This window comes from Pseudarthrobacter sp. lyk4-40-TYG-27, assembly GCF_030209295.1.
Taxonomy (GTDB): Bacteria; Actinomycetota; Actinomycetes; order Actinomycetales; family Micrococcaceae; genus Arthrobacter.
The window spans coordinates 512,590-532,800 of record NZ_JARVSH010000004.1; the positions used below are offsets into that span (position 1 = coordinate 512,590).

23 protein-coding genes are annotated in these 20,211 nt (G+C 66.5%); 4 read left to right on the forward strand and 19 right to left on the reverse strand.

The window, feature by feature from the left end; all coding sequences use genetic code 11:
- Positions 1 to 11: 11 nt before the first annotated feature.
- Positions 12 to 590 (reverse strand): TlpA family protein disulfide reductase, encoded by a 579-nt coding sequence (locus QRM96_RS10150; protein WP_285319620.1) that lies wholly within the window; start codon positions 588 to 590, stop codon positions 12 to 14.
- Between the two features lie 35 nt (positions 591 to 625).
- Complete coding sequence (locus QRM96_RS10155) at positions 626 to 1,306, reverse strand: histidine phosphatase family protein (RefSeq protein WP_026264588.1); 681 nt, start codon at positions 1,304 to 1,306, stop codon at positions 626 to 628.
- A gap of 202 nt (positions 1,307 to 1,508) precedes the next feature.
- Between QRM96_RS10155 and QRM96_RS10160 the strand changes: the two genes are divergently transcribed.
- The gene (locus QRM96_RS10160; protein WP_109045203.1) at positions 1,509 to 2,057 is read left to right on the forward strand and encodes a YceI family protein; all 549 of its coding nucleotides are present in this window, start codon (positions 1,509 to 1,511) and stop codon (positions 2,055 to 2,057) included.
- 202 nt (positions 2,058 to 2,259) lie between these two features.
- A complete protein-coding gene (locus tag QRM96_RS10165; protein ID WP_285319529.1) occupies positions 2,260 to 3,135 on the forward strand; it encodes a hypothetical protein in 876 nt (291 codons plus the stop codon).
- A gap of 75 nt (positions 3,136 to 3,210) precedes the next feature.
- On the opposite strand, the gene QRM96_RS10170 is transcribed toward QRM96_RS10165, so the two are convergent.
- Together QRM96_RS10170 and QRM96_RS10175 are read right to left on the reverse strand one after the other, a co-directional pair.
- On the reverse strand, positions 3,211 to 3,915 hold the full coding sequence (locus tag QRM96_RS10170) for a redox-sensing transcriptional repressor Rex (RefSeq protein WP_109045201.1): 705 nt from the start codon (positions 3,913 to 3,915) through the stop codon (positions 3,211 to 3,213).
- A 10-nt stretch (positions 3,916 to 3,925) separates the two neighbouring features.
- A complete protein-coding gene (locus QRM96_RS10175; RefSeq protein WP_109045200.1) occupies positions 3,926 to 4,180 on the reverse strand; it encodes a glutaredoxin family protein in 255 nt (84 codons plus the stop codon).
- A gap of 78 nt (positions 4,181 to 4,258) precedes the next feature.
- On the opposite strand from QRM96_RS10175, the gene QRM96_RS10180 reads away from it, so the two are divergent.
- Complete coding sequence (locus QRM96_RS10180; RefSeq protein WP_018761776.1) at positions 4,259 to 5,077, forward strand: HAD family hydrolase; 819 nt, start codon at positions 4,259 to 4,261, stop codon at positions 5,075 to 5,077.
- 138 nt (positions 5,078 to 5,215) lie between these two features.
- Here the strand turns inward: QRM96_RS10180 and QRM96_RS10185 are convergent, their stop codons facing one another.
- From QRM96_RS10185 to QRM96_RS10235, 11 genes are all read right to left on the reverse strand, one after another.
- Positions 5,216 to 5,314, reverse strand: a complete 99-nt coding sequence (locus QRM96_RS10185; RefSeq protein WP_003792170.1) for a 30S ribosomal protein bS22 — start codon at positions 5,312 to 5,314, stop codon at positions 5,216 to 5,218.
- Positions 5,315 to 5,465: 151 nt separating this feature from the next.
- Positions 5,466 to 5,678: a helix-turn-helix domain-containing protein gene (locus QRM96_RS10190; RefSeq protein WP_018761777.1), complete on the reverse strand. Its 213-nt coding sequence runs from the start codon at positions 5,676 to 5,678 to the stop codon at positions 5,466 to 5,468.
- 143 nt (positions 5,679 to 5,821) lie between these two features.
- Positions 5,822 to 6,943 (reverse strand): 3-deoxy-7-phosphoheptulonate synthase, encoded by a 1,122-nt coding sequence (locus tag QRM96_RS10195; RefSeq protein WP_109045199.1) that lies wholly within the window; start codon positions 6,941 to 6,943, stop codon positions 5,822 to 5,824.
- 242 nt (positions 6,944 to 7,185) lie between these two features.
- Positions 7,186 to 8,205: an acetylxylan esterase gene (locus QRM96_RS10200; RefSeq protein WP_109045198.1), complete on the reverse strand. Its 1,020-nt coding sequence runs from the start codon at positions 8,203 to 8,205 to the stop codon at positions 7,186 to 7,188.
- Between the two features lie 54 nt (positions 8,206 to 8,259).
- Complete coding sequence (locus QRM96_RS10205) at positions 8,260 to 8,889, reverse strand: LutC/YkgG family protein (RefSeq protein WP_018761780.1); 630 nt, start codon at positions 8,887 to 8,889, stop codon at positions 8,260 to 8,262.
- The gene (locus QRM96_RS10210) at positions 8,886 to 10,358 is read right to left on the reverse strand and encodes a LutB/LldF family L-lactate oxidation iron-sulfur protein (protein WP_285319533.1); all 1,473 of its coding nucleotides are present in this window, start codon (positions 10,356 to 10,358) and stop codon (positions 8,886 to 8,888) included. Before QRM96_RS10210 ends, QRM96_RS10205 begins: the two co-directional genes overlap by 4 nt.
- Positions 10,358 to 11,161 (reverse strand): (Fe-S)-binding protein, encoded by an 804-nt coding sequence (locus QRM96_RS10215; RefSeq protein ID WP_285319535.1) that lies wholly within the window; start codon positions 11,159 to 11,161, stop codon positions 10,358 to 10,360. Before QRM96_RS10215 ends, QRM96_RS10210 begins: the two co-directional genes overlap by 1 nt.
- A 4-nt stretch (positions 11,162 to 11,165) precedes the next feature.
- Positions 11,166 to 12,653 carry a rhamnulokinase gene (locus QRM96_RS10220; RefSeq protein ID WP_109045195.1) on the reverse strand — a complete coding sequence of 496 codons (1,488 nt, stop codon included), beginning with the start codon at positions 12,651 to 12,653 and terminating at the stop codon, positions 11,166 to 11,168.
- Positions 12,650 to 14,692 carry a bifunctional aldolase/short-chain dehydrogenase gene (locus QRM96_RS10225; protein WP_166651662.1) on the reverse strand — a complete coding sequence of 681 codons (2,043 nt, stop codon included), beginning with the start codon at positions 14,690 to 14,692 and terminating at the stop codon, positions 12,650 to 12,652. Before QRM96_RS10225 ends, QRM96_RS10220 begins: the two co-directional genes overlap by 4 nt.
- Positions 14,693 to 14,703: 11 nt before the next feature.
- Positions 14,704 to 15,870 carry an L-rhamnose isomerase gene (gene rhaI, locus QRM96_RS10230; RefSeq protein WP_109045193.1) on the reverse strand — a complete coding sequence of 389 codons (1,167 nt, stop codon included), beginning with the start codon at positions 15,868 to 15,870 and terminating at the stop codon, positions 14,704 to 14,706.
- Between the two features lie 91 nt (positions 15,871 to 15,961).
- Positions 15,962 to 16,306, reverse strand: a complete 345-nt coding sequence (locus QRM96_RS10235) for an L-rhamnose mutarotase (protein WP_109045192.1) — start codon at positions 16,304 to 16,306, stop codon at positions 15,962 to 15,964.
- Between the two features lie 152 nt (positions 16,307 to 16,458).
- On the opposite strand from QRM96_RS10235, the gene QRM96_RS10240 reads away from it, so the two are divergent.
- Positions 16,459 to 17,481: a LacI family DNA-binding transcriptional regulator gene (locus tag QRM96_RS10240; protein WP_285319537.1), complete on the forward strand. Its 1,023-nt coding sequence runs from the start codon at positions 16,459 to 16,461 to the stop codon at positions 17,479 to 17,481.
- A gap of 12 nt (positions 17,482 to 17,493) precedes the next feature.
- Here QRM96_RS10240 and QRM96_RS10245 read toward each other — a convergent pair whose 3' ends face one another.
- From QRM96_RS10245 to QRM96_RS10260, 4 genes are all read right to left on the reverse strand, one after another.
- Complete coding sequence (locus QRM96_RS10245) at positions 17,494 to 17,871, reverse strand: DUF7793 family protein (RefSeq protein ID WP_109045191.1); 378 nt, start codon at positions 17,869 to 17,871, stop codon at positions 17,494 to 17,496.
- 61 nt (positions 17,872 to 17,932) lie between these two features.
- Positions 17,933 to 18,589 (reverse strand): DUF1961 family protein, encoded by a 657-nt coding sequence (locus QRM96_RS10250; RefSeq protein ID WP_243835309.1) that lies wholly within the window; start codon positions 18,587 to 18,589, stop codon positions 17,933 to 17,935.
- 15 nt (positions 18,590 to 18,604) lie between these two features.
- Positions 18,605 to 19,315, reverse strand: coding sequence for a rhamnogalacturonan acetylesterase (locus QRM96_RS10255; RefSeq protein ID WP_018761790.1), 711 nt, complete (start codon positions 19,313 to 19,315; stop codon positions 18,605 to 18,607).
- A 23-nt stretch (positions 19,316 to 19,338) separates the two neighbouring features.
- Complete coding sequence (locus tag QRM96_RS10260) at positions 19,339 to 20,211, reverse strand: carbohydrate ABC transporter permease (RefSeq protein ID WP_018761791.1); 873 nt, start codon at positions 20,209 to 20,211, stop codon at positions 19,339 to 19,341.

Consider the following 20,211-nt stretch of genomic DNA (forward strand, 5'->3'; position numbering starts at 1 on the left):
CCCGGGCCGCCCTACTCCGCCACGGCGGCGGTGATGAGGGCCTTCAAGGTGCCCTTTTCGATCTCGCCGAGGACCCGGGACGCCACGCGCCCCTGCTTGTCCAGGACCAGGGTGGTGGGAACTGCCCCGGGCGGAACCAGGCCGGACACGGACAGCAGGACGCCGCCGTCCTTGTCATCGAAGCTCGGGTAGGTCAGGTTGAAGGTCTTCTCGAACGCCTGCGCCGTGGGCTTCTCATCCCGGAGGTTGACGCCGAAGAACTGCACGCCCTGGTCCTTGAACTCCTGACGGAGTTCTTCGAGGATGGGCGCCTCCACCCGGCACGGGGCGCAGGCGGCGAACCAGAAGTTCAGGATGCTGACCTTGCCCTGGAAGTCGGCAGGGGTGACCTTGGCGCCACTGAAGAGTGCCCCTTGGATCTGGACGGCTTCCTTGCGGTCGCCGGCGGCGAATTCGGTGACGGAACCGTCGCCTGCCACGTAGTTCTTGTTGTCGCCGGCCTTTGCCTGCTTGGCCAGGGCGTCTTCCTGGGCGCAGCCGGACAAGCCCAGGGTCAGTGCGCCGAGGGCCAGGCCGCCCGCGGCGAGCATGCTCCGGCGCGTAGGGAGGAAATCATTGGTCACAGCTAGGCTCCAGGGGTGCTGGCGGCACCGGGAAGAAGGGACGCGGCGGGTTCGCTGTAGTCGACCCGCACCAGGGAGCCGGCGTCGTCGAACACCAGGGACGTGACGGAGGTCAGCGTGCACTCGCGCTTGCGGGGATCGTGCCACAGGGGCCGGCCTTCGGCGCTGAGCCGTGCGGCCCAGATGGGCAGTTGGTGGCTCACGAGGATGGCCTCGGGTCCTGCGGCACCGAAATCGCCGGCGGCCAGTTCAATTGCCCGGAGCCGGGCGTCCTGCGCTGCGGCGGCAACGCGGGCCGCCTGCTGCGTGTAGGGCTCGCCCCACGACGGGCGCAGTGGATTGACCAGCCGGGGCCAGTGCTTGGGCCGGCGGAGTTCTGCCTTGGTGACCTTCATGCCCTCGAAGTAGTTTTCCGCCTCGATAATCCGCGGCTCCGTGTGGATTTCCAGGTGCAGGGCTTCCGACGTCGGCCGGGCAGTTTCCTGCGCACGGTCCAGCGGCGACGCGGCCAGGTAGGTGATCCGTGCGCCCTGCTCGGCACGCTGCCGGAAGTGCTCGGCGAGGGTCCTGGCCATCTCCTGCCCCAGTTCGGAGAGGTGGAATTCGGGGAGCCGTCCGTACAGAACGCCGTCGGGATTGTGGACCTCGCCGTGGCGGAGCAGATGGACAGTGGCTTGGGGCATGTTTACCAGTTTCTCAAAGATGGCGTGCGATCCGAAATCTTCTACAAAAAGTAGAACTTAAGTTTCTGGAGAAATGTTCCGAATGGGGGAACAAAAGATGCAAATGCATGTTTATACTGGATGCAGCAAGTTAGTTGAGGCTTCAACCGATGAAGGTTCAACTGCATGACCCCAACAGGCATTACGAACAAGGAGCATCATCATGGCACTTCCCGCAGACGTCACCACCGGCACCTGGACCCTGGACAACTCCCACAGCGAGATCGGCTTCACCGTCCGTCACGCCGGCATCAGCAAGGTCCGCGGCCAGTTCACCGAAGCCGCCGCGACGCTTGACCTCGTCGAGGATGTGGCCGACTCAAAGATCAACGCCACCATCAAGACCGCCAGCTTCGACTCCGGCGACGCCAACCGCGACGGCCACGTCAAGGGCGAGGACTTCTTCGACGTGGAGAAGTTCCCGGAGATCTCCTTCGTCTCCAACGGCCTGGTGGCAAAGGGCAACAGCTACGAGCTCAGCGGTGACCTCACCATCAAGGGCGTCACCCGCCCGGTAACCCTGGAGACCGAGTTCAACGGCGTGGCCGTTGACCCGTTCGGCAACACCCGCGCAGGCGTCTCCGCGGAGACCACCATCAGCCGCAAGGATTTCGGCCTGACCTGGAACGCCGTCCTGGAGACCGGCGGCGTGCTGGTCAGCGACAAGGTTGCCATCAACCTGGAGCTCGCCTTCATCGCTCCCGCAGCCTGATTCCGCTCCGGCCCACCCCGGCAGCAGGCATTTCGCCTGGTGCCGGGGTGCCGCGTTTAAGGCCCGTCGCACGGGGAACAGCCCTGCGGAATCACGCACAACCAGGGCTGCCGGGGGTACGGTGGACCTAAGCCATGCTGGGGGCGGCACAGGACCGATTCCCGGCAGCCCGCCCGGATCCCGACCTGCAAAAGGAACGCCCATGAGTACTCCTCCCGTCCCGCCTCCCGTGCCGCACGATCCGCCATCCGGAAACGACCAGCCAGGCAACGGCCAGCCGGCCGGCGAACAGCCCCGCTACGGACAAAACGCCCCGCAGTACGGGCAGAACGCACCTGGTTCGCAGCCGCCGGCAGCACCGCAGTACGGGCAGAACGCACCGCAATACGGACAGAACGCACCTGGTTCGCAGCCGCCGGCAGCACCGCAGTACGGGCAAAACGCTCCGCAGTATGGCCAGAACCCGCCCCAGTACGGGCAGAACGCCCCCCAGTACGGGCAGAACCCGCCGCAGGCTCCGGGCTACGGACAGCAGCAGCCCTATGGACAGCAGCCCTACGGCCAGTCCCCCTACGGCCAGTACCCGTCGGAGCAGCCGCAGCCGGCGGCAAGCACCGGCATCCCGCAACTGGTCAACATTTCCTTTTGGATGCTGATCGCAGCCGCCGTGATCTTCGTCATCTCCCTGCTCACCGGGTTGACCCAGCTTGATGATCCGGCATTCCGGCAGGCCTTTGACCAGCAGGTCAAGGCCAGCGACGCGGGCATCACGTACGACGACATCAAGGGCGTCATCGCCGGAACCCTGGTGGTCTTCGCCATCATCGGGGCCGGACTGTACCTGCTGGTGGCATTCTTCGTCCGCAAGGGCAAGAACTGGGCACGCATCCTGGGGACGGTGCTGGCGGCCCTGTCGGTGCTGGGCCTCTTCGGGGTTCCGTCGTTCGCCACCGTCGGCACGGTCCTGGGCATCGCGGCCATTGTGCTGCTCTACCTTCCCGCGGCCGCCCCGTACTTCCGGAAGCAGCAGTTCGGCAACCCGTATGCCGGCGGCTTCGGAAACCCCTACGGCCGGTAGCAGCCTGCCACACCACCGAAAACGGCCCGGGACGCCTCGCAGCGTCCCGGGCCGTTTTCTTTTATCCGGTGGTCCTTACGCGGTCTGGCCCGGCGCTTGTGCCCGCTGGGCGTGGTAGGCCAGGATCTGCAGCTCGGTGGCCATGTCCACCTTGCGGAGGTTCACGCCTTCGGGGACCTGGAGCATCACAGGCGCGAAGCTCAGGACGCTGTGCACGCCTGCGGCCACCACGCGGTCGCAGATGCCTTGGGCCACCGCCGCCGGCAGCGCCAGCACCACCATGTTGGCTCCGGTGCGGTGCAGGACGGTTTCAAGGTCTGCCACGTCGCTGACCCGCAGCCAGCCCACCTCGTTGCCCACCACCATCTGGTCGGCGTCGAAGATCGCCACGACGTCGAACCCACGGGATTCGAAGCCGCCGTACCGGGCCAGGGCCTTGCCCAGGTTTCCGGCGCCGACGATCGCGACTTTCCAGTCGTGCGTGAGGCCAAGGGCCGCTGCGATATGGCGGCTGAGGTACTGCACCTCGTAGCCCACTCCCCTGGTGCCGTAGGACCCCACATGGGACAGGTCCTTGCGCAGCGTCGAGGAACTGACGCCGGAGGCCTCCGCCAATGACTCGGACGAGACCCGCTCGACGCCCTCCGCCAGCAAGGTGTTCAAGGCACGGAGGTACAGGGTCAGCCGGGCCACCGCCGCGGGCGGGATCTGCTTGGCCGGCGCACCGGTGGCGCCCGGAATGTCCGGGACAGGCTGGGACGTTGGTTCCAAGGACGTCATTGGCCTCCCCCTACCGGGCCATGGCGCGCTGCAGCACGCGTTCCAGGCGGGCTTCGTCAATCTTCCAAAAGTCGCGCTGGACCCCGTCCACCAGGACCACCGGGATTTCCTCGGCATAGCGTTCGCGCAGCTCGGGCTGGTGGTCCACCGACTCTTCGGCCCAGGTCAGTCCCAACGAGGCGGTAACCCGGCCGACGGCGTCGCGCGCCTCTTCGCAAAGGTGGCAGTCAGCTTTGGTGACCAGGACGACGCGGGGGGTAGCCATGGCTTAACGGTATCGCCGTTCGCGGCATGCCGGCGACGCCGACGGCGGCGGGCCGGCCTATTGACTAGACTCGAGTCCATGCCCGAGGAGAAATACGTCGCCGTAGTCACGCGGCCCGTCACTGCGCCGCAGCCCGGTGAAGCGGCGTTTTTCGACGTGGACAACACCTTGATGCGCGGCGCCAGCCTCTTCCATGTGGCCCGGAAAATGCACCAGCGCGGGGCGTTCACCCTGAGGCAGGCGGCTGGTATGGCCTGGAAACAGTTCAAGTTTGTGGCCCGCGGTGAAAACATGGATGATGTCCACGCCGTCCGGGACTCGGCCCTGACCCTGGCTGTGGGCATCAGCGTTGACGATATCCGGGCGTTGGGCGAAGAGGTCTATGACGAAATGATCGCCTCCCGGATCTGGCCGGGTGCCAAGGCCCTGGCCGAGCAGCACCTGCGCGTGGGCCGCCGGGTGTGGCTGGTCACGGCCACGCCCATCGAAGTTGCCACGGTCATTTCCACCCGCCTGGGCCTGACCGGCGCCCTCGGCACGGTCGGGGAAGTCTCCGACGGAATGTACACCGGCCGTTTGGTGGGCGATATCCTGCATGGCTCGGCCAAGGCCGTGGCTGTCCAGGCCATCGCCGACGAGGAGGACCTGGACCTGAAGCGCTGCTGGGCGTACAGCGACTCCTATAACGATGTCCCGCTGCTTTCCCTGGTAGGCCACCCCGTGGCCATCAACCCCGATGCCAAGCTCCGCCGGCACGCCCGCGACCGTAACTGGCCGGTCTACGATTTCCGTGCCGGCCGCCGCGCCGCCACCTTCGGGCTTAAGGTGGCAACCTTTGGCGGCGCCATCTACGGGCTGTGGAAGGGCTTCGCCCGGATGCGCGGCCCGCGCCTGTAGCCAGCTTTCACGCGCGTCTGGATATCCCGCGAGTCTGCCTTCCCCGCCTGCAGGTTCCCGCACCGTACCCTCCAGCGCACGAAAAAACGCCCGCCGCCTTGCAGGCGACGGGCGTTCTCCACGCTGTTCGAAGTATTGCTACTTCTTGTTGCGGCGCTGGTGACGAGTCTTGCGAAGCAGCTTGCGGTGCTTCTTCTTGGCCATACGCTTGCGACGCTTCTTAATAACTGAACCCACGAAAGTTCCTTACAAACTAGATGCAGTACCTGTCTGATGGAAATGGTTCGTGGACAGAGCTACGAACTGGACAACTGACAGATTCTTACAATGACGTAAAACGTTCCTTAACAGGGTACCGCCTATCGGAGGCGGCTTGGGACAAGCTGCCTTAGGCTGTCTCGGAGTGACCGTCCACCACGGCACCCTTGAGGTACTGCTCCACGGCATTCTCAGGTACCCGGTAGGAGCGGCCGAACCGCACCGCCGGCATTTCGCCGGAGTGGACCAGCCGGTAAACAGTCATTTTAGAGACGCGCATGACCTCGGCAACTTCAGCCACGGTCAGGAACTTCGCGTTGGAGAAGTTCTGTTCTGCCGACATTTCCCTATTTTCCTTTGCTGACGGATGGACAACAGTGACCCCAGGTACGTGCCAATGCGGTGTTCCGATGCTGAGCCATCCACCAATCACCTAAATAGATACTCTAGATGTTCATGTGGCAGATGTGAAAGTAGGTAAAGCCACTATTTCGCCTGCCGGCGCTTCCGCGCCGAGGCAGCCAACTGCTCCAGCACGGAGGCGGAAACGTCCCAGTCCATGCAGGCATCAGTGACGCTCTGGCCGTACACGAGTTCGGAGCGGCCGGCCGCATGCTCGGCAACGTCCAGGTTCTGGGCGCCGCCCACCAGGAAGCTTTCCAGCATCACCCCGGCGATCGCCTGCGCCGCGGCGCCCCCGTCTTCAAGCTGGGCACCGATCTCCAGCGCCACCTCGGCCTGGCGGTGATGGCTCTTGCCGCTGTTGGCGTGGCTGGCGTCAACCACCAGGCGCGGGTTCAGGCCCTTTCCGGCCAGCTCCCCGGAGGCCCGTTCGACGTCGGCGGCTGAGTAGTTGGGGCCCTTGCGTCCGCCGCGGAGGATGACGTGGGTATCCGGGTTCCCGGCTGTGGCCACCAGTGCCGCCCGGCCGTCGCCGTCGATCCCCAGGAACGCCTGCGCCGCCGCTGCGGCGCCGCACGCGTCGATCGCCACCTGCAGGCCGCCGTCGGTCCCGTTCTTGAAGCCGATGGGCATGGACAGGCCGGAGGCCAGCTGCCGGTGGATCTGGCTTTCGGTAGTGCGGGCGCCGATGGCACCCCAGGAAATCAGGTCCGCCATGTATTGCGGGCTGATCGGCTCCAGGAATTCGGTGGCGGTGGGCAGCCCCAGCGCGGTCACCTGCTGCAGGAACTGCCTGGCGGTGCGCAGCCCGGTGACCATGTCGTGGCTGCCATCCAGCCGGGGGTCGTTGATCAGGCCCTTCCAGCCGACGGTGGTGCGGGGCTTTTCGAAGTAGGTCCGCATGACCACCAGCAGGTCTTCCTTGTGCTTTTCAGCTTGGCTGACCAGCCGGCGGGCGTACTCCAGGCCGGCTTTGGGGTCGTGGATGGAGCATGGGCCCACGATGACCAGCAGGCGGTCGTCCACGCCGTCCATGATGGCCCGGACCTGGTCGCGTCCGCGTTCGACGACGTCAGCCGCCCGGGCGTCAAGGGGCAGTTCGGCGAGGAGCCCGGAAGGGGTGGGCAGCGCGGTGAATTCGCTGACGCGCAGGTTCGAGGTGGATGTGGTGCCGGCGTTGGCGGCTGCTGCTGTTGCGGTGCTCATGTTCGGGTCCTGTTCCAGATGGGAAGCGGGCCCGGATTTCAGAACCCGCCGGAGAAACGGCGAAGGGCAGAGAATGATCTCTGCCCTGTTGGCTCTGAAGGAATGCTGGATGCGTGTCAGTTAGACGCGGGCCCCTCCAGAGCCAACGAAAAATACGCATACCAACGGTTAGTCATGGAAAAGACCATAAGCCCGGCCGTCCGCCGCCGCAAAATCATCGTCCGTCACATTCCCGCGCCGGCCTACCCCAGGAGCTTGCGCAGGTACTGCAGCTGCCGGATCCAGTGGTGTTCCTGGCCGCCTTCATGGTTGTTGAACCGGTACACCTCGATCTCCTTGGCCGCCCCGGTGGAGGATGCCCCGGACGTCCCGGAGCCGTAGGCGTTGAAGCTGGCGAAGACCGTGGACGGCGGGCAGATGTCGTCCATCTGGGCCACTGAGTAGAGCGCCGGTGCCGTGGCGTACCGGGCCAGGTTGACGCCGTCGAAGTAGTTCAGGACCCCGAGTGCGTGCTGGTACCGGTCGCGGTGGCGCGCCAGGAACTGGGCGATCTCCGGGTAGGGCCCGCGCGGGGTGATGTCGATGGCGCGGGGGAAGTCCTGCAGGAAGGGGACGTCGGGAAGGGCGGCGATGACGCCGTCGAGCCGTCCCGCAGTGAGGCCCGCCGTGGCCACCACGATGCCGCCGCCCTGGCTGACTCCGGCGAGGACCACTTTGGCTGGATCGACGGCGGGGTGGGCCTGGGCTGCCTCCACGGCGCGGAAGGCGTCCACGTAGACGCGCCGGTAGTAGTAGTCCTCGCGCTTCGCCAGGCCCCGGGTCATCAGGCCCGCGTGCGCTACGTCCCCGGCGGAGGGGTGCGGGTCCGGAGTGTCCCCCAGGGTGCCGCCGTACCCCTGGCCGCGGGTGTCCATGATGAAATGCGCGTAGCCGGCCTGGGCCCAGCGGGTGTCCTGGTTGACCAGGCCCCGGCCGCCCGAATAGCCCACGTAGTGCACCACCACGGGCAGCCTGGTGCCGTCTTCCCGGGCGGCGGGCAGGTGCAGCCAGCCCTTGACCGGCGCCCCGCCGTAGCCGGAAAAGGTGACGTCGAAAGTGTCGATGACCGTCAGGTGGTTCTCCACCGGTTCGAACGCGGCGTTCAAGGGGAAGGCCCTGGCTTCTTCGAGGGTGGCGTCCCAAAACGCGCCCAGGTCCTCCGGCGGCGTGACGTCGGAAGTGTAGCTGCGCAGCTGGGCCAGGGGCAGGTCGAAGAGGGGCATCGTTGTCCGTTCTGTCAGGGGTGGTTGGCGGCCTGGTTGCAGCCTACTTCAGCTTCACCGGATGATGACGACATCCAGCCGCCGGGGCCCGTGGACGCCTTCGACGCGTTCAAGCTCGATGTCCGAGGTTGCGCTCGGTCCGCTGATCATGGTGAGGGGCTTTGTTCCGTCCAGGCGGCGGAGCGCTTCGGGCAGGATCGCGGTGACGTCCCGGCTGCGCACCACGCAGACGTGGTGGTCCGGGATGAGCGAGATGGCGCGGCGGCCCTGGTCCGGGCTGCCGTCCAGGATGATGGTCCCGGATTCCGCCACGGTCACCGCACTGGCGGTCACCACGGCGTCTGTTGCGTCGAGCTCGGTGACGGACCTCGCTCCGTGCGCGCCGCCGTCGTACCTGATCCTGCTGGTGTCTGTCTCCCAGGCCAGCCAGGCCGGGTCCAGGCCGGCGGGAACCACGTAGGAGCCGGCCCCGGCGAGGAGGTCCCGGATGGTGGCGGGGACTGCGTCTTCGTCCACCACGGTGACTCCGGCCTTGTAGTCCTCCAACCGGTCCACCAGGACGTCGATGCGCTGCTGCGCGTCGGCCTCCCCGTCCAGCCGGTACTTCCGGGGGATGTCCGGGACGGCGGGGGCGTCCTTGAGTGCGGTGCGGACGGCCGCAAGGATCTGTTCCCGGGTGCTCATGGTCTCTTGTGCTCCTTGGCCCACCAGTCACGGAAGGACTGCGCCGGGGGCGCCGGGATGTCCCGGCTCTGGGTCCAGCCGGCGGCGAGGCCGGGCAGCTTCTTGATCTTCTTGTCCCGTCCGGCGGCGGCCCGGCCCAGGGGCAGGAGCTTTTCGACGGCGGCCAGGCGGCGTCCGCCGGAGAGCGCCCAAGAGGCGGCCTTGAGTCCCACGTCCATCTGGGACGGCAGGCCGCCGCGGTGGGCGTCCACGTCCTTGCCGCGCAGGTGGACCAGGATGTCCGGGATGTTGATCTTCACCGGACAGGCGTCGTAGCAGGCGCCGCACAGCGAGGACGCATACGGCAACGAGCCGTTCTCTTCCGCCTCGATGCCGGTCATCAGCGGCGACAGGATGGCGCCGATGGGGCCAGGGTACGTGGAGCCGTAGGCGTGGCCGCCGGCCCGCTCGTAGACCGGGCAGACGTTGATGCAGGCGCTGCAGCGGATGCAGTGGAGCGCGGAGCGTCCCATCTCATCGGCCAGGGCGTTGGTGCGGCCGTTGTCCAGCAGGATCACGTGGAAATTCGACGGACCATCGCCCTCGGTCACGCCGGTCCACAGCGAGGTGTACGGGTTCATCCGCTCGCCGGTGGAGGAGCGCGGCAGCAGCTGGAGGAAGACTTCCAGGTCGGAGAACGTGGGAAGCAGCTTCTCGATGCCCATGACCGTGATCAGGGTTTCGGGGAGGGTCAGGCACATCCGGCCGTTGCCCTCGGACTCCACCACACCCAGCGTGCCGGAGTCGGCGATGCCGAAGTTGGCGCCGGAGACTGCCACCTTCGCGGTGAGGAACTTGGCCCGCAGGTGGGCGCGGGCGGCCATGGCCAGCCGGCGGGGTTCGTCCGTGAGGCCGGGATCGACGCCGGGCATTTCCTGGAGGAAGATGTCGCGGACCTCAGTGCGGTTCTTGTGGATCGCGGGGACCAGGATGTGGCTGGGCTTGTCGTGGCCCAGCTGGACGATGAGCTCGGCAAGGTCGGTCTCTAACGCCGAGATGCCGCGCTCTTCCAGGTACTCGTTCATGCCGATTTCCTGGGTGGCCATGGACTTGACCTTGACCACCTCATCCACACCTTGGGCGGTGACCAGCCCGTGGATGATCGCGTTGGCCTCGTCGGCGTCGCGGGCCCAGTGGACCGTTCCGCCGCGGGCGGTGACGTTGGCTTCGAAAGCCTCCAGGAGTTCCGGCAGCCGGGCCATGACGGAGGTCTTCAAGGCACTGCCCGCCTCCCGCAGTTCCTCCCAGTCCGGCAGCTCACCGGTCACGGCCAGGCGCTTGGCGCGGATGGTGGACGTGGCGTGCTTCAGGTTCTTCCGCAGCTGGCTGTTGCCGAGCTCGCGGCGGGCAGCGGACGGAAACTTCTCTTCGGCGAACAGGTTGCCGATGCCGGGGCGCAGGCCGGGCATCCCGATCGGGGTGCGGGACATTATTTGGCCACCACCTTGACGGTTCGCCCGGCGGGCCCGGGGACCGCGACCGGTTCCGTTTCGGTGCTGGCAAGGATTTCCGCCAGGTGGAGGGTACCTATGGTGTCTGCCTGCCGCGACAGGCCACCGCCGATGTGCATCAGGCACGAGTAGTCGCCGCCGGCGCACACGGACGCACCGGTGCTGCGGATGTTCGCTGTTTTGTCCGCCAGCATCGCGGATGAGACGTCGGCATTCTTCACGGAGAACGTGCCGCCGAAGCCGCAGCACTGGTCCGCTTCCGGCAGGTCCACCAGTTCCAGGCCCTTGACACCCCGCAGCAGCCCGGCCTGCCGGTCACCCAGCGTGAGCAGCCGCATGCCGTGGCAGGACGGGTGGTACGTCACGGTGTGCGGAAAGTAAGAGCCCAGCTGCGCCGCCGGGTTGGTGACGCCCAGGACGTCCACCAGGAGTTCCGAGAGTTCGTAGGTCTTCTTTCCGACGGCGTCAGCCCGCTGTTCCAGGGCGGCGTCCCCCGCGTGCCGGGCCACCATGGGGTGCTGGTGCTTCACCGAGGCGACGCAGGAACCGGACGGCGCCACGGCGACGTCGTAATCTTCGGATTCGAAGGCCCGCAGGTGGTTGGCCACCACGGGAAGGGCTTCCTTGAGGTAGCCGCTGTTGACGTGCATCTGCCCGCAGCAGGCCTGCCCCGTGGGAAAGACCACTTCGTGGCCCAGGCGTTCAAGGACCGCCACCGTTGCTTGGGCGGCGCGTGGATACATGGCGTCCACGATGCAGGTGGCGAAAAGTGCGATCTTCATGGGTTCAATTCCTGGCGGCGTTCACGGGCAGGGGCGCGGGTTCGTAGCGGCGAAGGCTCGTTCCCGTCGCGATGATTTCGCGCAGCTGCGGCAGCCCGCCCGCGGCTGCCCCGGCCGCGCGGGCCTGTACGAGCACGTTGCCCAGGGCAGTGGCTTCCACGGGTCCGGCGATGACGGGACGTCCGGTGGCGTTGGCGGTGAGCTGGCAGAGCAGGGTGTTCTGCGAACCGCCGCCCACCACATGGACCACTTCCACGGCACGGCCGGCAAGGCGTTCGGCAGCGGTGATGGTCCGGGCGTAACCACTGGCGAGGCTGTCCATGATGCAGCGGGTGATCGCCGCAGGATCGTCGGGCAGGACCTCACCGGTGCGCCGGACCGCCGCCCGGATGCGCTCGGGCATGTTGTCGGGAGCGATGAAGTAGGGATCATCGGCGTTCACTTCCGGACCACCGGCAGGAAGGGCCGCGGCCGCCGTGAGCAGGGCGGTCAGTTCCGGCCGGAAGCCCTCCAAGGCCCAGGTCCGCTGGCATTCGCTGAGCAGCCAGAGCCCGCCCATGTTGCGCAGGTACCGGATGGTGCCGTCCACCCCGCGTTCATTGGTGAAGTTGGCTTCCCGGCCGGCCTCGGTCAGGACCGGATGCTTCAGTTCCAGTCCCACCAGCGACCACGTGCCGGAGGAAATGTAGGCGAAGGCATCCTTCTCCGCAGGGACCGCGGCGACGGCGGATGCGGTGTCATGCGAGCCGACGGCCACCACCTTCGTGTCCTGGGTAAGCCCCACCGCGGCGGCAATCTCCGGCAGCAGCGTGCCGACAGTTTCACCGGGCTGGATCAGCGGCGGGAACAGGTCCTTCCGTAAGCCCAGTGGAGCGAAGAACTCGGTGGCCCACTCCCCTGCCACGGCGTCGAACAGCCCGGTGGTGGAGGCATTCGTGGCTTCCGTCCGGCGGATGCCCGTGAGCAGGAAGGCGATCAGGTCCGGGATCAGCAGGGCCTGCAGCCCGTCGAGGTCCTGTTCCGCGGCCAACTGGTAGATGGTGTTGAACTGCAGGAACTGCAACCCCGTGGTGGCATAGAGGCGCGCGGGGTCCAGCTTGGCGTGGACCGGCGCCACTGCGGCCCGGCTGCGGTCGTCGCGGTAACTGAATGGCTGCGCCACCAGCCGGCCGGCCTTGGTCACCAGGCCGTAGTCCACGGCCCAGGTGTCAATACCGATGCTGGCAATGGTTTCCCCCTGTGCCGAGGCCACGGTGGCCGCAGCCCTAAGGCCGGCAAGGACTTCGGCGAACAACGCGTCGAAGTCCCAGCGGAGGCCGCCATCGATCTCCACCACTCCGTTGGGGAAGCGGTGGACGGTCTCCAGCGACACCCCGGCGCCGGGAGTCACGCGGCCCAGCATGACCCGGCCGGACGAGGCACCGATGTCCACGGCGGCGAAGACGCCGGCGCCGGAACCAGCACCGTCAACGCCTGGAACGTGCGTGCTCATCGCAGGAAGGCTGCGGCCACTCCGGCGTCCACGGGGATGTGCAGGCCGGTGGTGTGGGACAGTTCGTTGCTGGTGAGGACGGCGGCCGCGTTGGCTACGTGCTCGGGCAGGACTTCGCGCTTGAGCAGTGTGCGCTGGGCGTAGTATTCGCCCAGCTTCTCCTCGTCGACGCCGTAGACCGCCGCGCGTTTTGCGCCCCAGCCGCCGGCGAAGATGCCGGAGCCGCGGACCACGCCGTCGGGGTTGATGCCGTTGACGCGGATGCCGTGCTCACCCAGTTCGGCCGCGAGGAGCCGGACCTGGTGGGCCTGGTCTGCCTTGGTGGCGGAGTAGGCGATGTTGTTGGGGCCGGCGAACACGGAGTTCTTGGAGGAGATGTAGATGATGTCCCCGCCCAAGCCCTGCGCGATCATGACCTTCGCGGCGGCCTTGGCCACCAGGAAGGAGCCCTTGGCCATGACGTTGTGCTGCAGGTCCCAGTCTTTTTCGGTGGTTTCCAGCAGCGGCTTGGAGATGGACAGTCCGGCGTTGTTGACCACCAGGTCCACGCCGCCGAAGGCCAGGACGGCGGCGTCGATCGCCGCGGCGACCTGGGCCTCATCCGTGACGTCCGCCTGGACGCCGATGGCAACGTCCGGGCCGCCGAGTTCTTCGGCCACCTTCTGCGCATTCTCCAGGTTCAGGTCGGCGATGACCACGCACGCGCCTTCCGCGGCGAGGCGGGTGGCGATGGCCTTGCCGATCCCGGATGCCGCGCCGGTCACCAGCGCAATGCGGGTGGCGTGCGACTTGGGCTTGGGCATCCGGGCCAGCTTGGCTTCCTCCAGCGCCCAGTATTCGATCCGGAACTTCTCGGATTCCTCGATGGGTGCGTAGGTGGAGATGGCCTCGGCGCCGCGCATGACGTTGATGGCATTGATGTAGAACTCGCCGGCAACCCGGGCGGTCTGCTTGTTGGCGCCGAAGGAGAACATCCCCACGCCGGGCACCAGCACGATGGCCGGGTCGGCGCCGCGCAGCGCCGGCGAATCGGCATCGGCGTGGCGGTCGTAGTACGCCTGGTAGTCCTCGCGGTAGTCGGCGTGGAGCTCCTGCAGCCGGGCAATCGAATCCTCGATGGAGGCGTCGGCCGGAAGATCCAGGATCAGCGGCTTGACCTTGGTGCGGAGGAAGTGGTCCGGGCAGGAGGTACCCAGGGCGCCCAGGCGCGGGTGCTCGGCGGCTTCGAGGAAGTCCAGGACGACGGCGTCGTCGCTGAAGTGCCCCAGCTGCGGCTTGTCCGTGGAGGCCAGGCCGCGGATCACCGGTGCCAACGCTGCGGCTTTGGCACGGCGTTCGGTTTCCGGCAGAGCGCCGTAACCCGGGAGCTTGGCGCCGAAGGGCTCGGCCGTGCCGTTCTCTGCGATGTACTTTTCGGCCTGGTCGATGATCCACAGGGAATTGGCTTCCGCTTCTTCGCTGGTGGCGCCCCAGGCGGTGATGCCGTGGCCGCCCAGGATGGTGCCGATGGCCTGCGGGTTGGCGTCCTTGATCGCTGCGATGTCCAGGCCCAGCTGGAAACCGGGGCGGCGCCAGGGAACCCAGACCACTTTGTTGCCGAAGATCTTGGTGGTCAGTGCTTCCCCGTCAACGGCGGTGGCAATGGCGATGCCGGAGTCCGGGTGCAGGTGGTCCACATGGGCGGCGTCCACCAAACCATGCATCGCCGTGTCGATCGACGGTGCGGCCCCGCCCTTGCCGTGCAGGCAATAATCGAAAGCCGCCACCATCTCGTCTTCACGCTCAACGCCCGGGTACACGTTCTTCAGGGCGGTCAACCGGTCCAGCCGGAGCACGGCCAGGTTCTGTGGCTTCAGCGTGCCCAGGTCCCCACCGGACCCCTTCACCCACAACAGCTGGACGTCCTCGCCCGTGACCGGGTCCTTCTCGATGCCTTTGGCGGAGGTGTTGCCGCCGGCAAAGTTGGTGTTCCGCTTGTCCGCGCCGAGGCGGTTGGAACGGGAAATCAGGTCTTCAACAGTCTTGGCTGCGTTCTGCATGTTCATGCCCTTTATGCGCCCCATCCGGCTTGCTGGCCGCCTGCGCGGTCCTCGTTGATCTGTTTCTGGTAGCCGCTGGCCTTGTAGGCAGCGATCGGGTCCGCGGGCAGGCCGCGGGATTCACGCCATTCAGCCAGGATGGGCCGGACGTCGGTGTAGAACGCATCGTTGAAGATGCCGTTCGCGGCCAGCACGTCGCCGGTGCGCTGTGCCTCGCCCAGGGCGGTGGTGTCCACCAGCAGGGCGCGGGCCGTCATCTCCTGGACGTTGAGGACCGAGCGGATCTGTCCCGGGATCTTCTCCTCCAGGTTGTGGCACTGGTCCAGCATGAGGGCGACGCCGGCCTCTTTCCCGAAACCGCCGCCACGGATCACCTCGTGCATGATGCGGAAGAGCTGGAACGGATCGGCGGCGCCCACGATCAGGTCGTCGTCGGCGTAGAAGCGCGAGTTGAAGTCGAAGGACCCCAGCTTGCCCAGGCGAAGCAGCTGCATCACGATGAACTCGATGTTGGTGCCGGGGGCATGGTGGCCGGTGTCCAGGCAGACGAACGCCTTCTCCCCAAGTGCCAGGGTCTGCGCGTAGGACGTGCCCCAGTCCGGGACATCGGTGTGGTAGAAAGCCGGTTCGAAGAACTTGTACTCCAGCACCAGCCGCTGTTCATCCCCCAGGGCCGCGTAGATTTCCTGCAGGGATTCGGCCAGCCGGTCCTGCCGGCCGCGGATATCGTCCTGGCCCGGGTAGTTGGTGCCGTCCGCCAACCAGATCTTCAGGTCGCGTGAGCCCGTAGCGTGCATGATCTGGATGCAGTCCAGGTGATGCTCGATGGCGCGGCGGCGCACCGACTCGTTGGAGGAGGTCAGGGAACCGAACTTGTACTCGTCATCCTGGAAGGTATTGGAGTTGATGGTGCCCAGCCCCACCCCCAGGCCGGCGGCGTAATCCTTCAGAGCTGCGTAATCGTCCACCTTGTCCCACGGGATGTGCAGGGCCACGGTGGGGGCCAGCCCGGTCAGTTCGTGGACTTTGGCGGCATCGGCCAGCTTTTCCTGGACCGTGCGCGGCGTGCCGGGCGTACCGAACACCTTGAACCGCGTGCCTGAATTTCCATAGGCCCACGAGGGGACCTCGATGGCAAGCTCCTCGAGCCTGCCCAGCGCCGTTGCTACGTCGTTCATGATGTTCTTTCCGGTGTGTGGTTCGTGTGGTTGTGGTGCCCCGCTGCTGGAGCCCTGTTGCTGTTGGTGCGAAAGTTGTGCGCGCAGGCGGTCAGCCTGCGGATGCGCTGGCCGCCAACTGGCTGTCAAGGTTGAAGACTTCCTCCAGCACGCGGAACCCCTCATCGGGCGACTGGCCGGAGTCTTCAAAGAGTGTTGCCATTTCCGCCTGCCACCTGGCGTTGACCTCCGTCAGGGCCATCCGGGCGCGGACGGCGTCGAAGTCGTCACATTCCACGTACCCCACCAGGAGCCCGTCGTCTCCCAGGAACAGCGAATAGTTGTGCCAGCCGGCTTCTTTGAGGGCGATCAGCATCTCCGGCCATACCGCTGCGTGCCGGCGGCGGTACTCGTCGATGAGCGCCGGCTGGACCGAGGAACGGAAACAGACCCTCATTGGTTCTCCTGTTCAAACTCGCGTTTTTTTGAATCGTTTCATTGTTACGATTCAAAGTACAGTTGAACCTGAGCAGGTGTCAAGCAATGGCAGAGAACTTTTGATCGTCCGCGCGGGACACCCGGCCGCGGACAGACCAGCACGGAGATTCGATGAACCGGACAGCAAGTATCAAGGACGTCGCCACCCACGCAAGCGTGGCCGTGGGAACGGTCTCGAACGTCCTGAACTACCCGGACCGGGTATCGGAGCGGACCAGGGAACGGGTCCTGCGGGCCATCGACGAGCTGGGCTTCGTCCGCAATGATGCCGCCCGCCAGCTCCGGGTTGGCCACAGCCGCACCATCGGCCTCATTGTCCTGGACGTGGGCAACCCCTTCTTCACCTCCGTGGTCCGCTCGGCCGAGGACGCCGCCGCCCTCCAGGGCAGCGCCGTGCTGCTCGGGGACAGCGGACACGACGCCGGCCGCGAAGCGAATTACATCGACCTCTTCCAGGAGCAGCGCGTTCAGGGCCTGCTGATTTCCCCGGTAGGCGATGTCACGGACCGGTTGGACCTCCTCCGCGAGCGCGGCGTCCCCACCGTCCTGGTGGACCGGCTGGCTGACGAATCCAAGTTCAGCTCCGTGGCAGTGGATGACGACGCAGGCGGTTACCTCGCAGCCCGGCACCTGCTGGACACCGGCCGCCGCCGGCTCGCCTTCGTGGGTGGCCCCACCTCCATCCGCCAGGTGGCGGACCGCCTCGAAGGCGCCCGCCGAGCCGTCAAGGAGGAACCGGACGCCACCTTGGAGGTGCTGGACTCGGAGGGCCAGACGGTCCTTGCCGGCCGAAGCGTGGGCGACATGCTGGTGCAGCGGGGCCGCGCGGAGCTGCCGGACGGAATTTTCTGCGCCAACGACCTCCTGGCCCTGGGCGTCATGCAGTCCCTCACCATGACGCACACCTTCCGCATCCCGGAGGATGTGGCATTGATTGGTTATGACGACATCGATTTTGCGATTTCCGCCGTGGTCCCCCTGTCCTCCATCCGCCAGCCCACCGAGTTGCTGGGGCGGACGGCGATCGAGCTGTTGTCCGAAGAAGTGGAATCCCAAAACCCTGTCCACCGGGCGGTAGTGTTCACGCCCGAGCTGGTGATACGGCAGAGCACGGCCGCGCCGGCAGCCGGCTGATCCGCGGGTCCGCTACTTGTCCTGCTGCAGCAGCCATTTCATGGACTCGGACCGGGACGTGAAGAAGCGCGTGGGGCACGGCGGAATGTGGACACCCAGGAAAAAGTTGGCGATGATCCGGTCCACCGGGCTTGCCCCGAGCAGGGCGATGCGGTTGGCCGCGCACGGGATGGAGAAGACCCCGCGGGCTTCCCGGCTGACAGACTCCGTGGTGGCCATGTCCACCAGCATGGGGTAGCTGCCGTCGCCGGCGATGTCGTTGACCGTGGCCATTGCTGCCTGCGCATCGTGGACTTCGATCCGTACCTTGGGCTCCCAGATGAGATGGAGAATGCCGTCCGGGCCCAGCTCCACCGTCCCCTTGCCGCCGTCGACCAATACGGGTTCCATGTCCCGCCTCCCTCCAGTGGGCAGATGTACGCCTCCTATCTTGCCTCAGTGCGGAAGCGACCTAAACCTTCTCCACCAGCAGGTTGCGGTAGGCGGCGCGCAGCGGTGCCATCTGGCGGAATCCGATCCGGCCGCCGCCCAACACTTTGTCCGACGGATCGTGCCACTGAAAGAGCCTCAACCCGTTGATGGCGAACTCCACCCGTGGCCCTTCTTTCACGACGTTGAGGCGGTAGAAGCCGGCGGCGTCTTCCGTGGGCGGCAGCGGATCCGCCCCTTGGGCCACCAGTTCGAAGCCGGCACTCTTTCGGAGGTTGCACGTGCGGAAGGCGCGCTCGGACTGGTGTTTGTGCCGGAAGTAGGAAACGTGCAGTACATCGATGTCCCCCGAGTGGTACTGCGGGTAGTACCCGGTCCGGGGCGCGAGCGAAGGGCTGAAAAGGTCCAGCCCGCCCTGTCCGGCGGCCGCGAAGAACAGCATGGCCAGGCCCGGTTCGGCGAGCGGCAGGAAGTCCCAGCTGATGCGGATGCCGTCCGGAAACTCCTCGGGGCACCAAAAGGTCCAGTGCGCATGATCGCCGAACTCGCCGTCATCCAGGGTGCCGGACAGCTCCAGGGCGCCGTTATGGCTGCCGAGGCCCAAGGGCCCTTCCGCCACCCAGCCGGCGACATCGTCCGGGCCTGCCAGCGGGTTGCTGTAGAGGACGCCCGTTGCCAAGCCCGCGGCGTCCACCTAGCCCTGTCCCGACGTCGTACCCAATGCCGGCTCAAGGACTCCGTATCCCAGCCGGCCAAGCTGCCGGGCCACCTCCCCGGCCACCAGCATGGCACCCTGCTGCGAGAAGTGGGTGTTGTCCGCCAGACCACCCGGCCAGCGGGCGTGCTCACCGGGCGCGAAGTGGCAGAAGAGGTTCCGCGATCTGTCGCGCCCCAGCCGCAGGTACAGGTCCCGGGTCCAGGCGTTCAGGTCCACCACCGGCACCCCCAGTTCCAGGCCGAGTTCGCGGACCACCTCGGGGTAGTCCTCCAGGCTTGCCTCCAGGACAGCGCCCGACGCCGGGCCGTCGCCCTGGTGCCTGGCGTCGAGGAAGTGCCGCCGCTCCACCGAGGTGCACAGGAGCGGCGCGGCGCCGGCCCCGTGCACCTCGTCCACCATGGTGCGCAGGTTGGCCGCGTATCCGGTTCGCGCGGCGAGGTGCTGCTTCTTCTGGTCGTTGTGGCCGAACTGGATGAGCACCGCGTCGCCGGGCCCGGCCTCGGCCAGCAGGTCCGCCCAGAGTCCCTCGTCGCGGAAGGATTCCGTGCTTGCCCCGCCTTTGGCGAAGTTGTGCACCGAGCCCCACCGATAGGTATGCGGCGGAAGTTGCGCTCCCCAACCGCTCATCGGGAACTCTTGGGTGGGGCAGTCGGCAACCGTGGAGTCGCCGGCCAGCAGGATTTTCATGGTGTGCTTCCTCCAGTACGGGGTCAGCCCTTGACGGAGCCGATGAGCATGCCCTTGGCAAAGTGCTTTTGCAGGAACGGATAGAAGATCAGGATGGGCAGGGTGGCCACCACGATCACCGCAAACTTGATGCCCTGTTCCGGCGGGATGTAGTTGGGGTCCACGTTGCCGGTGCCCAGGAGGTCCGAGGCGGCGGTGACCTGCCGCAGGTACATCTGCAGCGTCCACTTGGAGTTGTCGCTCAGGTACAGCAACGGGGACATGAAGTCGTTCCAGATCCCCACGGCGTAAAAGAGCGCGAACGTTGCGAGCACCGGCTTGGACAGCGGCAGCAGGATCCGCCAGAGGATGCCGATCTCGGTGGCGCCGTCCATCTTGGCCGATTCCTCAAGCTCGGCAGGGAGTTCCTGGAAGAAGTTCTTGATGATGATCAGGCTGAAGGGGTTGATGGCCGCCGGCAGGATCAGGGCCCAGTAAGAGTTGAGCAGGCCCAGGTCCTTGACCAGCAGGAAGGTGGGGATCATGCCGCCGGAGAAGACCATGGCGAAGACCACCAGCGACAGGATGACGTTCCTGCCACGCAGGCTTTTCTTGGCCAGCGGGTAGGCCATGGTCACGGTGAAGGCCAGCTGGACCAAGGTGCCCACGGCGGTGACCAGGATGGTGGTGACCAGGGCGCGGGTGAACGCCGGGGTGGCGAAGATGTACTCGTAGGAGCCCAGGGTGAATTTCTCGGGCCAGACGAAGAATGCCCGGCGGGTGATCTCCGCTTCGGTGGCGAAGGACCCGGCGAAGACGTAGACGAACGGCAGCAGGGTGATGATGCCGATCAGGGCAAGGAACACATAGTTGACGGCGTCGAAAACCCGGCCGCCGCGGGTGTTGTGGATTTTCAT

Coding starts and splice junctions, on each gene's coding strand:
- QRM96_RS10195 (WP_109045199.1), bottom strand. CDS start 6,943: ATGAGCACCGCAACAGCAGCAGCCGCCAACGCCGGCACCACATCCACC.
- QRM96_RS10255 (WP_018761790.1), bottom strand. CDS start 19,315: ATGAAAATCCTGCTGGCCGGCGACTCCACGGTTGCCGACTGCCCCACC.
- QRM96_RS10240 (WP_285319537.1), top strand. CDS start 16,459: ATGAACCGGACAGCAAGTATCAAGGACGTCGCCACCCACGCAAGCGTG.
- QRM96_RS10175 (WP_109045200.1), bottom strand. CDS start 4,180: ATGGCTACCCCCCGCGTCGTCCTGGTCACCAAAGCTGACTGCCACCTT.
- QRM96_RS10150 (WP_285319620.1), bottom strand. CDS start 590: ATGCTCGCCGCGGGCGGCCTGGCCCTCGGCGCACTGACCCTGGGCTTG.
- QRM96_RS10155 (WP_026264588.1), bottom strand. CDS start 1,306: ATGCCCCAAGCCACTGTCCATCTGCTCCGCCACGGCGAGGTCCACAAT.
- QRM96_RS10205 (WP_018761780.1), bottom strand. CDS start 8,889: ATGAGCACCCGGGAACAGATCCTTGCGGCCGTCCGCACCGCACTCAAG.
- QRM96_RS10190 (WP_018761777.1), bottom strand. CDS start 5,678: ATGTCGGCAGAACAGAACTTCTCCAACGCGAAGTTCCTGACCGTGGCT.
- QRM96_RS10260 (WP_018761791.1), bottom strand. CDS start 20,211: ATGAAAATCCACAACACCCGCGGCGGCCGGGTTTTCGACGCCGTCAAC.
- QRM96_RS10225 (WP_166651662.1), bottom strand. CDS start 14,692: ATGCAGAACGCAGCCAAGACTGTTGAAGACCTGATTTCCCGTTCCAAC.
- QRM96_RS10170 (WP_109045201.1), bottom strand. CDS start 3,915: ATGACGTCCTTGGAACCAACGTCCCAGCCTGTCCCGGACATTCCGGGC.
- QRM96_RS10215 (WP_285319535.1), bottom strand. CDS start 11,161: ATGAAGATCGCACTTTTCGCCACCTGCATCGTGGACGCCATGTATCCA.
- QRM96_RS10210 (WP_285319533.1), bottom strand. CDS start 10,358: ATGTCCCGCACCCCGATCGGGATGCCCGGCCTGCGCCCCGGCATCGGC.
- QRM96_RS10200 (WP_109045198.1), bottom strand. CDS start 8,205: ATGCCCCTCTTCGACCTGCCCCTGGCCCAGCTGCGCAGCTACACTTCC.
- rhaI (WP_109045193.1), bottom strand. CDS start 15,870: ATGAACGACGTAGCAACGGCGCTGGGCAGGCTCGAGGAGCTTGCCATC.
- QRM96_RS10165 (WP_285319529.1), top strand. CDS start 2,260: ATGAGTACTCCTCCCGTCCCGCCTCCCGTGCCGCACGATCCGCCATCC.
- QRM96_RS10180 (WP_018761776.1), top strand. CDS start 4,259: ATGCCCGAGGAGAAATACGTCGCCGTAGTCACGCGGCCCGTCACTGCG.
- QRM96_RS10160 (WP_109045203.1), top strand. CDS start 1,509: ATGGCACTTCCCGCAGACGTCACCACCGGCACCTGGACCCTGGACAAC.
- QRM96_RS10235 (WP_109045192.1), bottom strand. CDS start 16,306: ATGAGGGTCTGTTTCCGTTCCTCGGTCCAGCCGGCGCTCATCGACGAG.
- QRM96_RS10245 (WP_109045191.1), bottom strand. CDS start 17,871: ATGGAACCCGTATTGGTCGACGGCGGCAAGGGGACGGTGGAGCTGGGC.
- QRM96_RS10220 (WP_109045195.1), bottom strand. CDS start 12,653: ATGAGCACGCACGTTCCAGGCGTTGACGGTGCTGGTTCCGGCGCCGGC.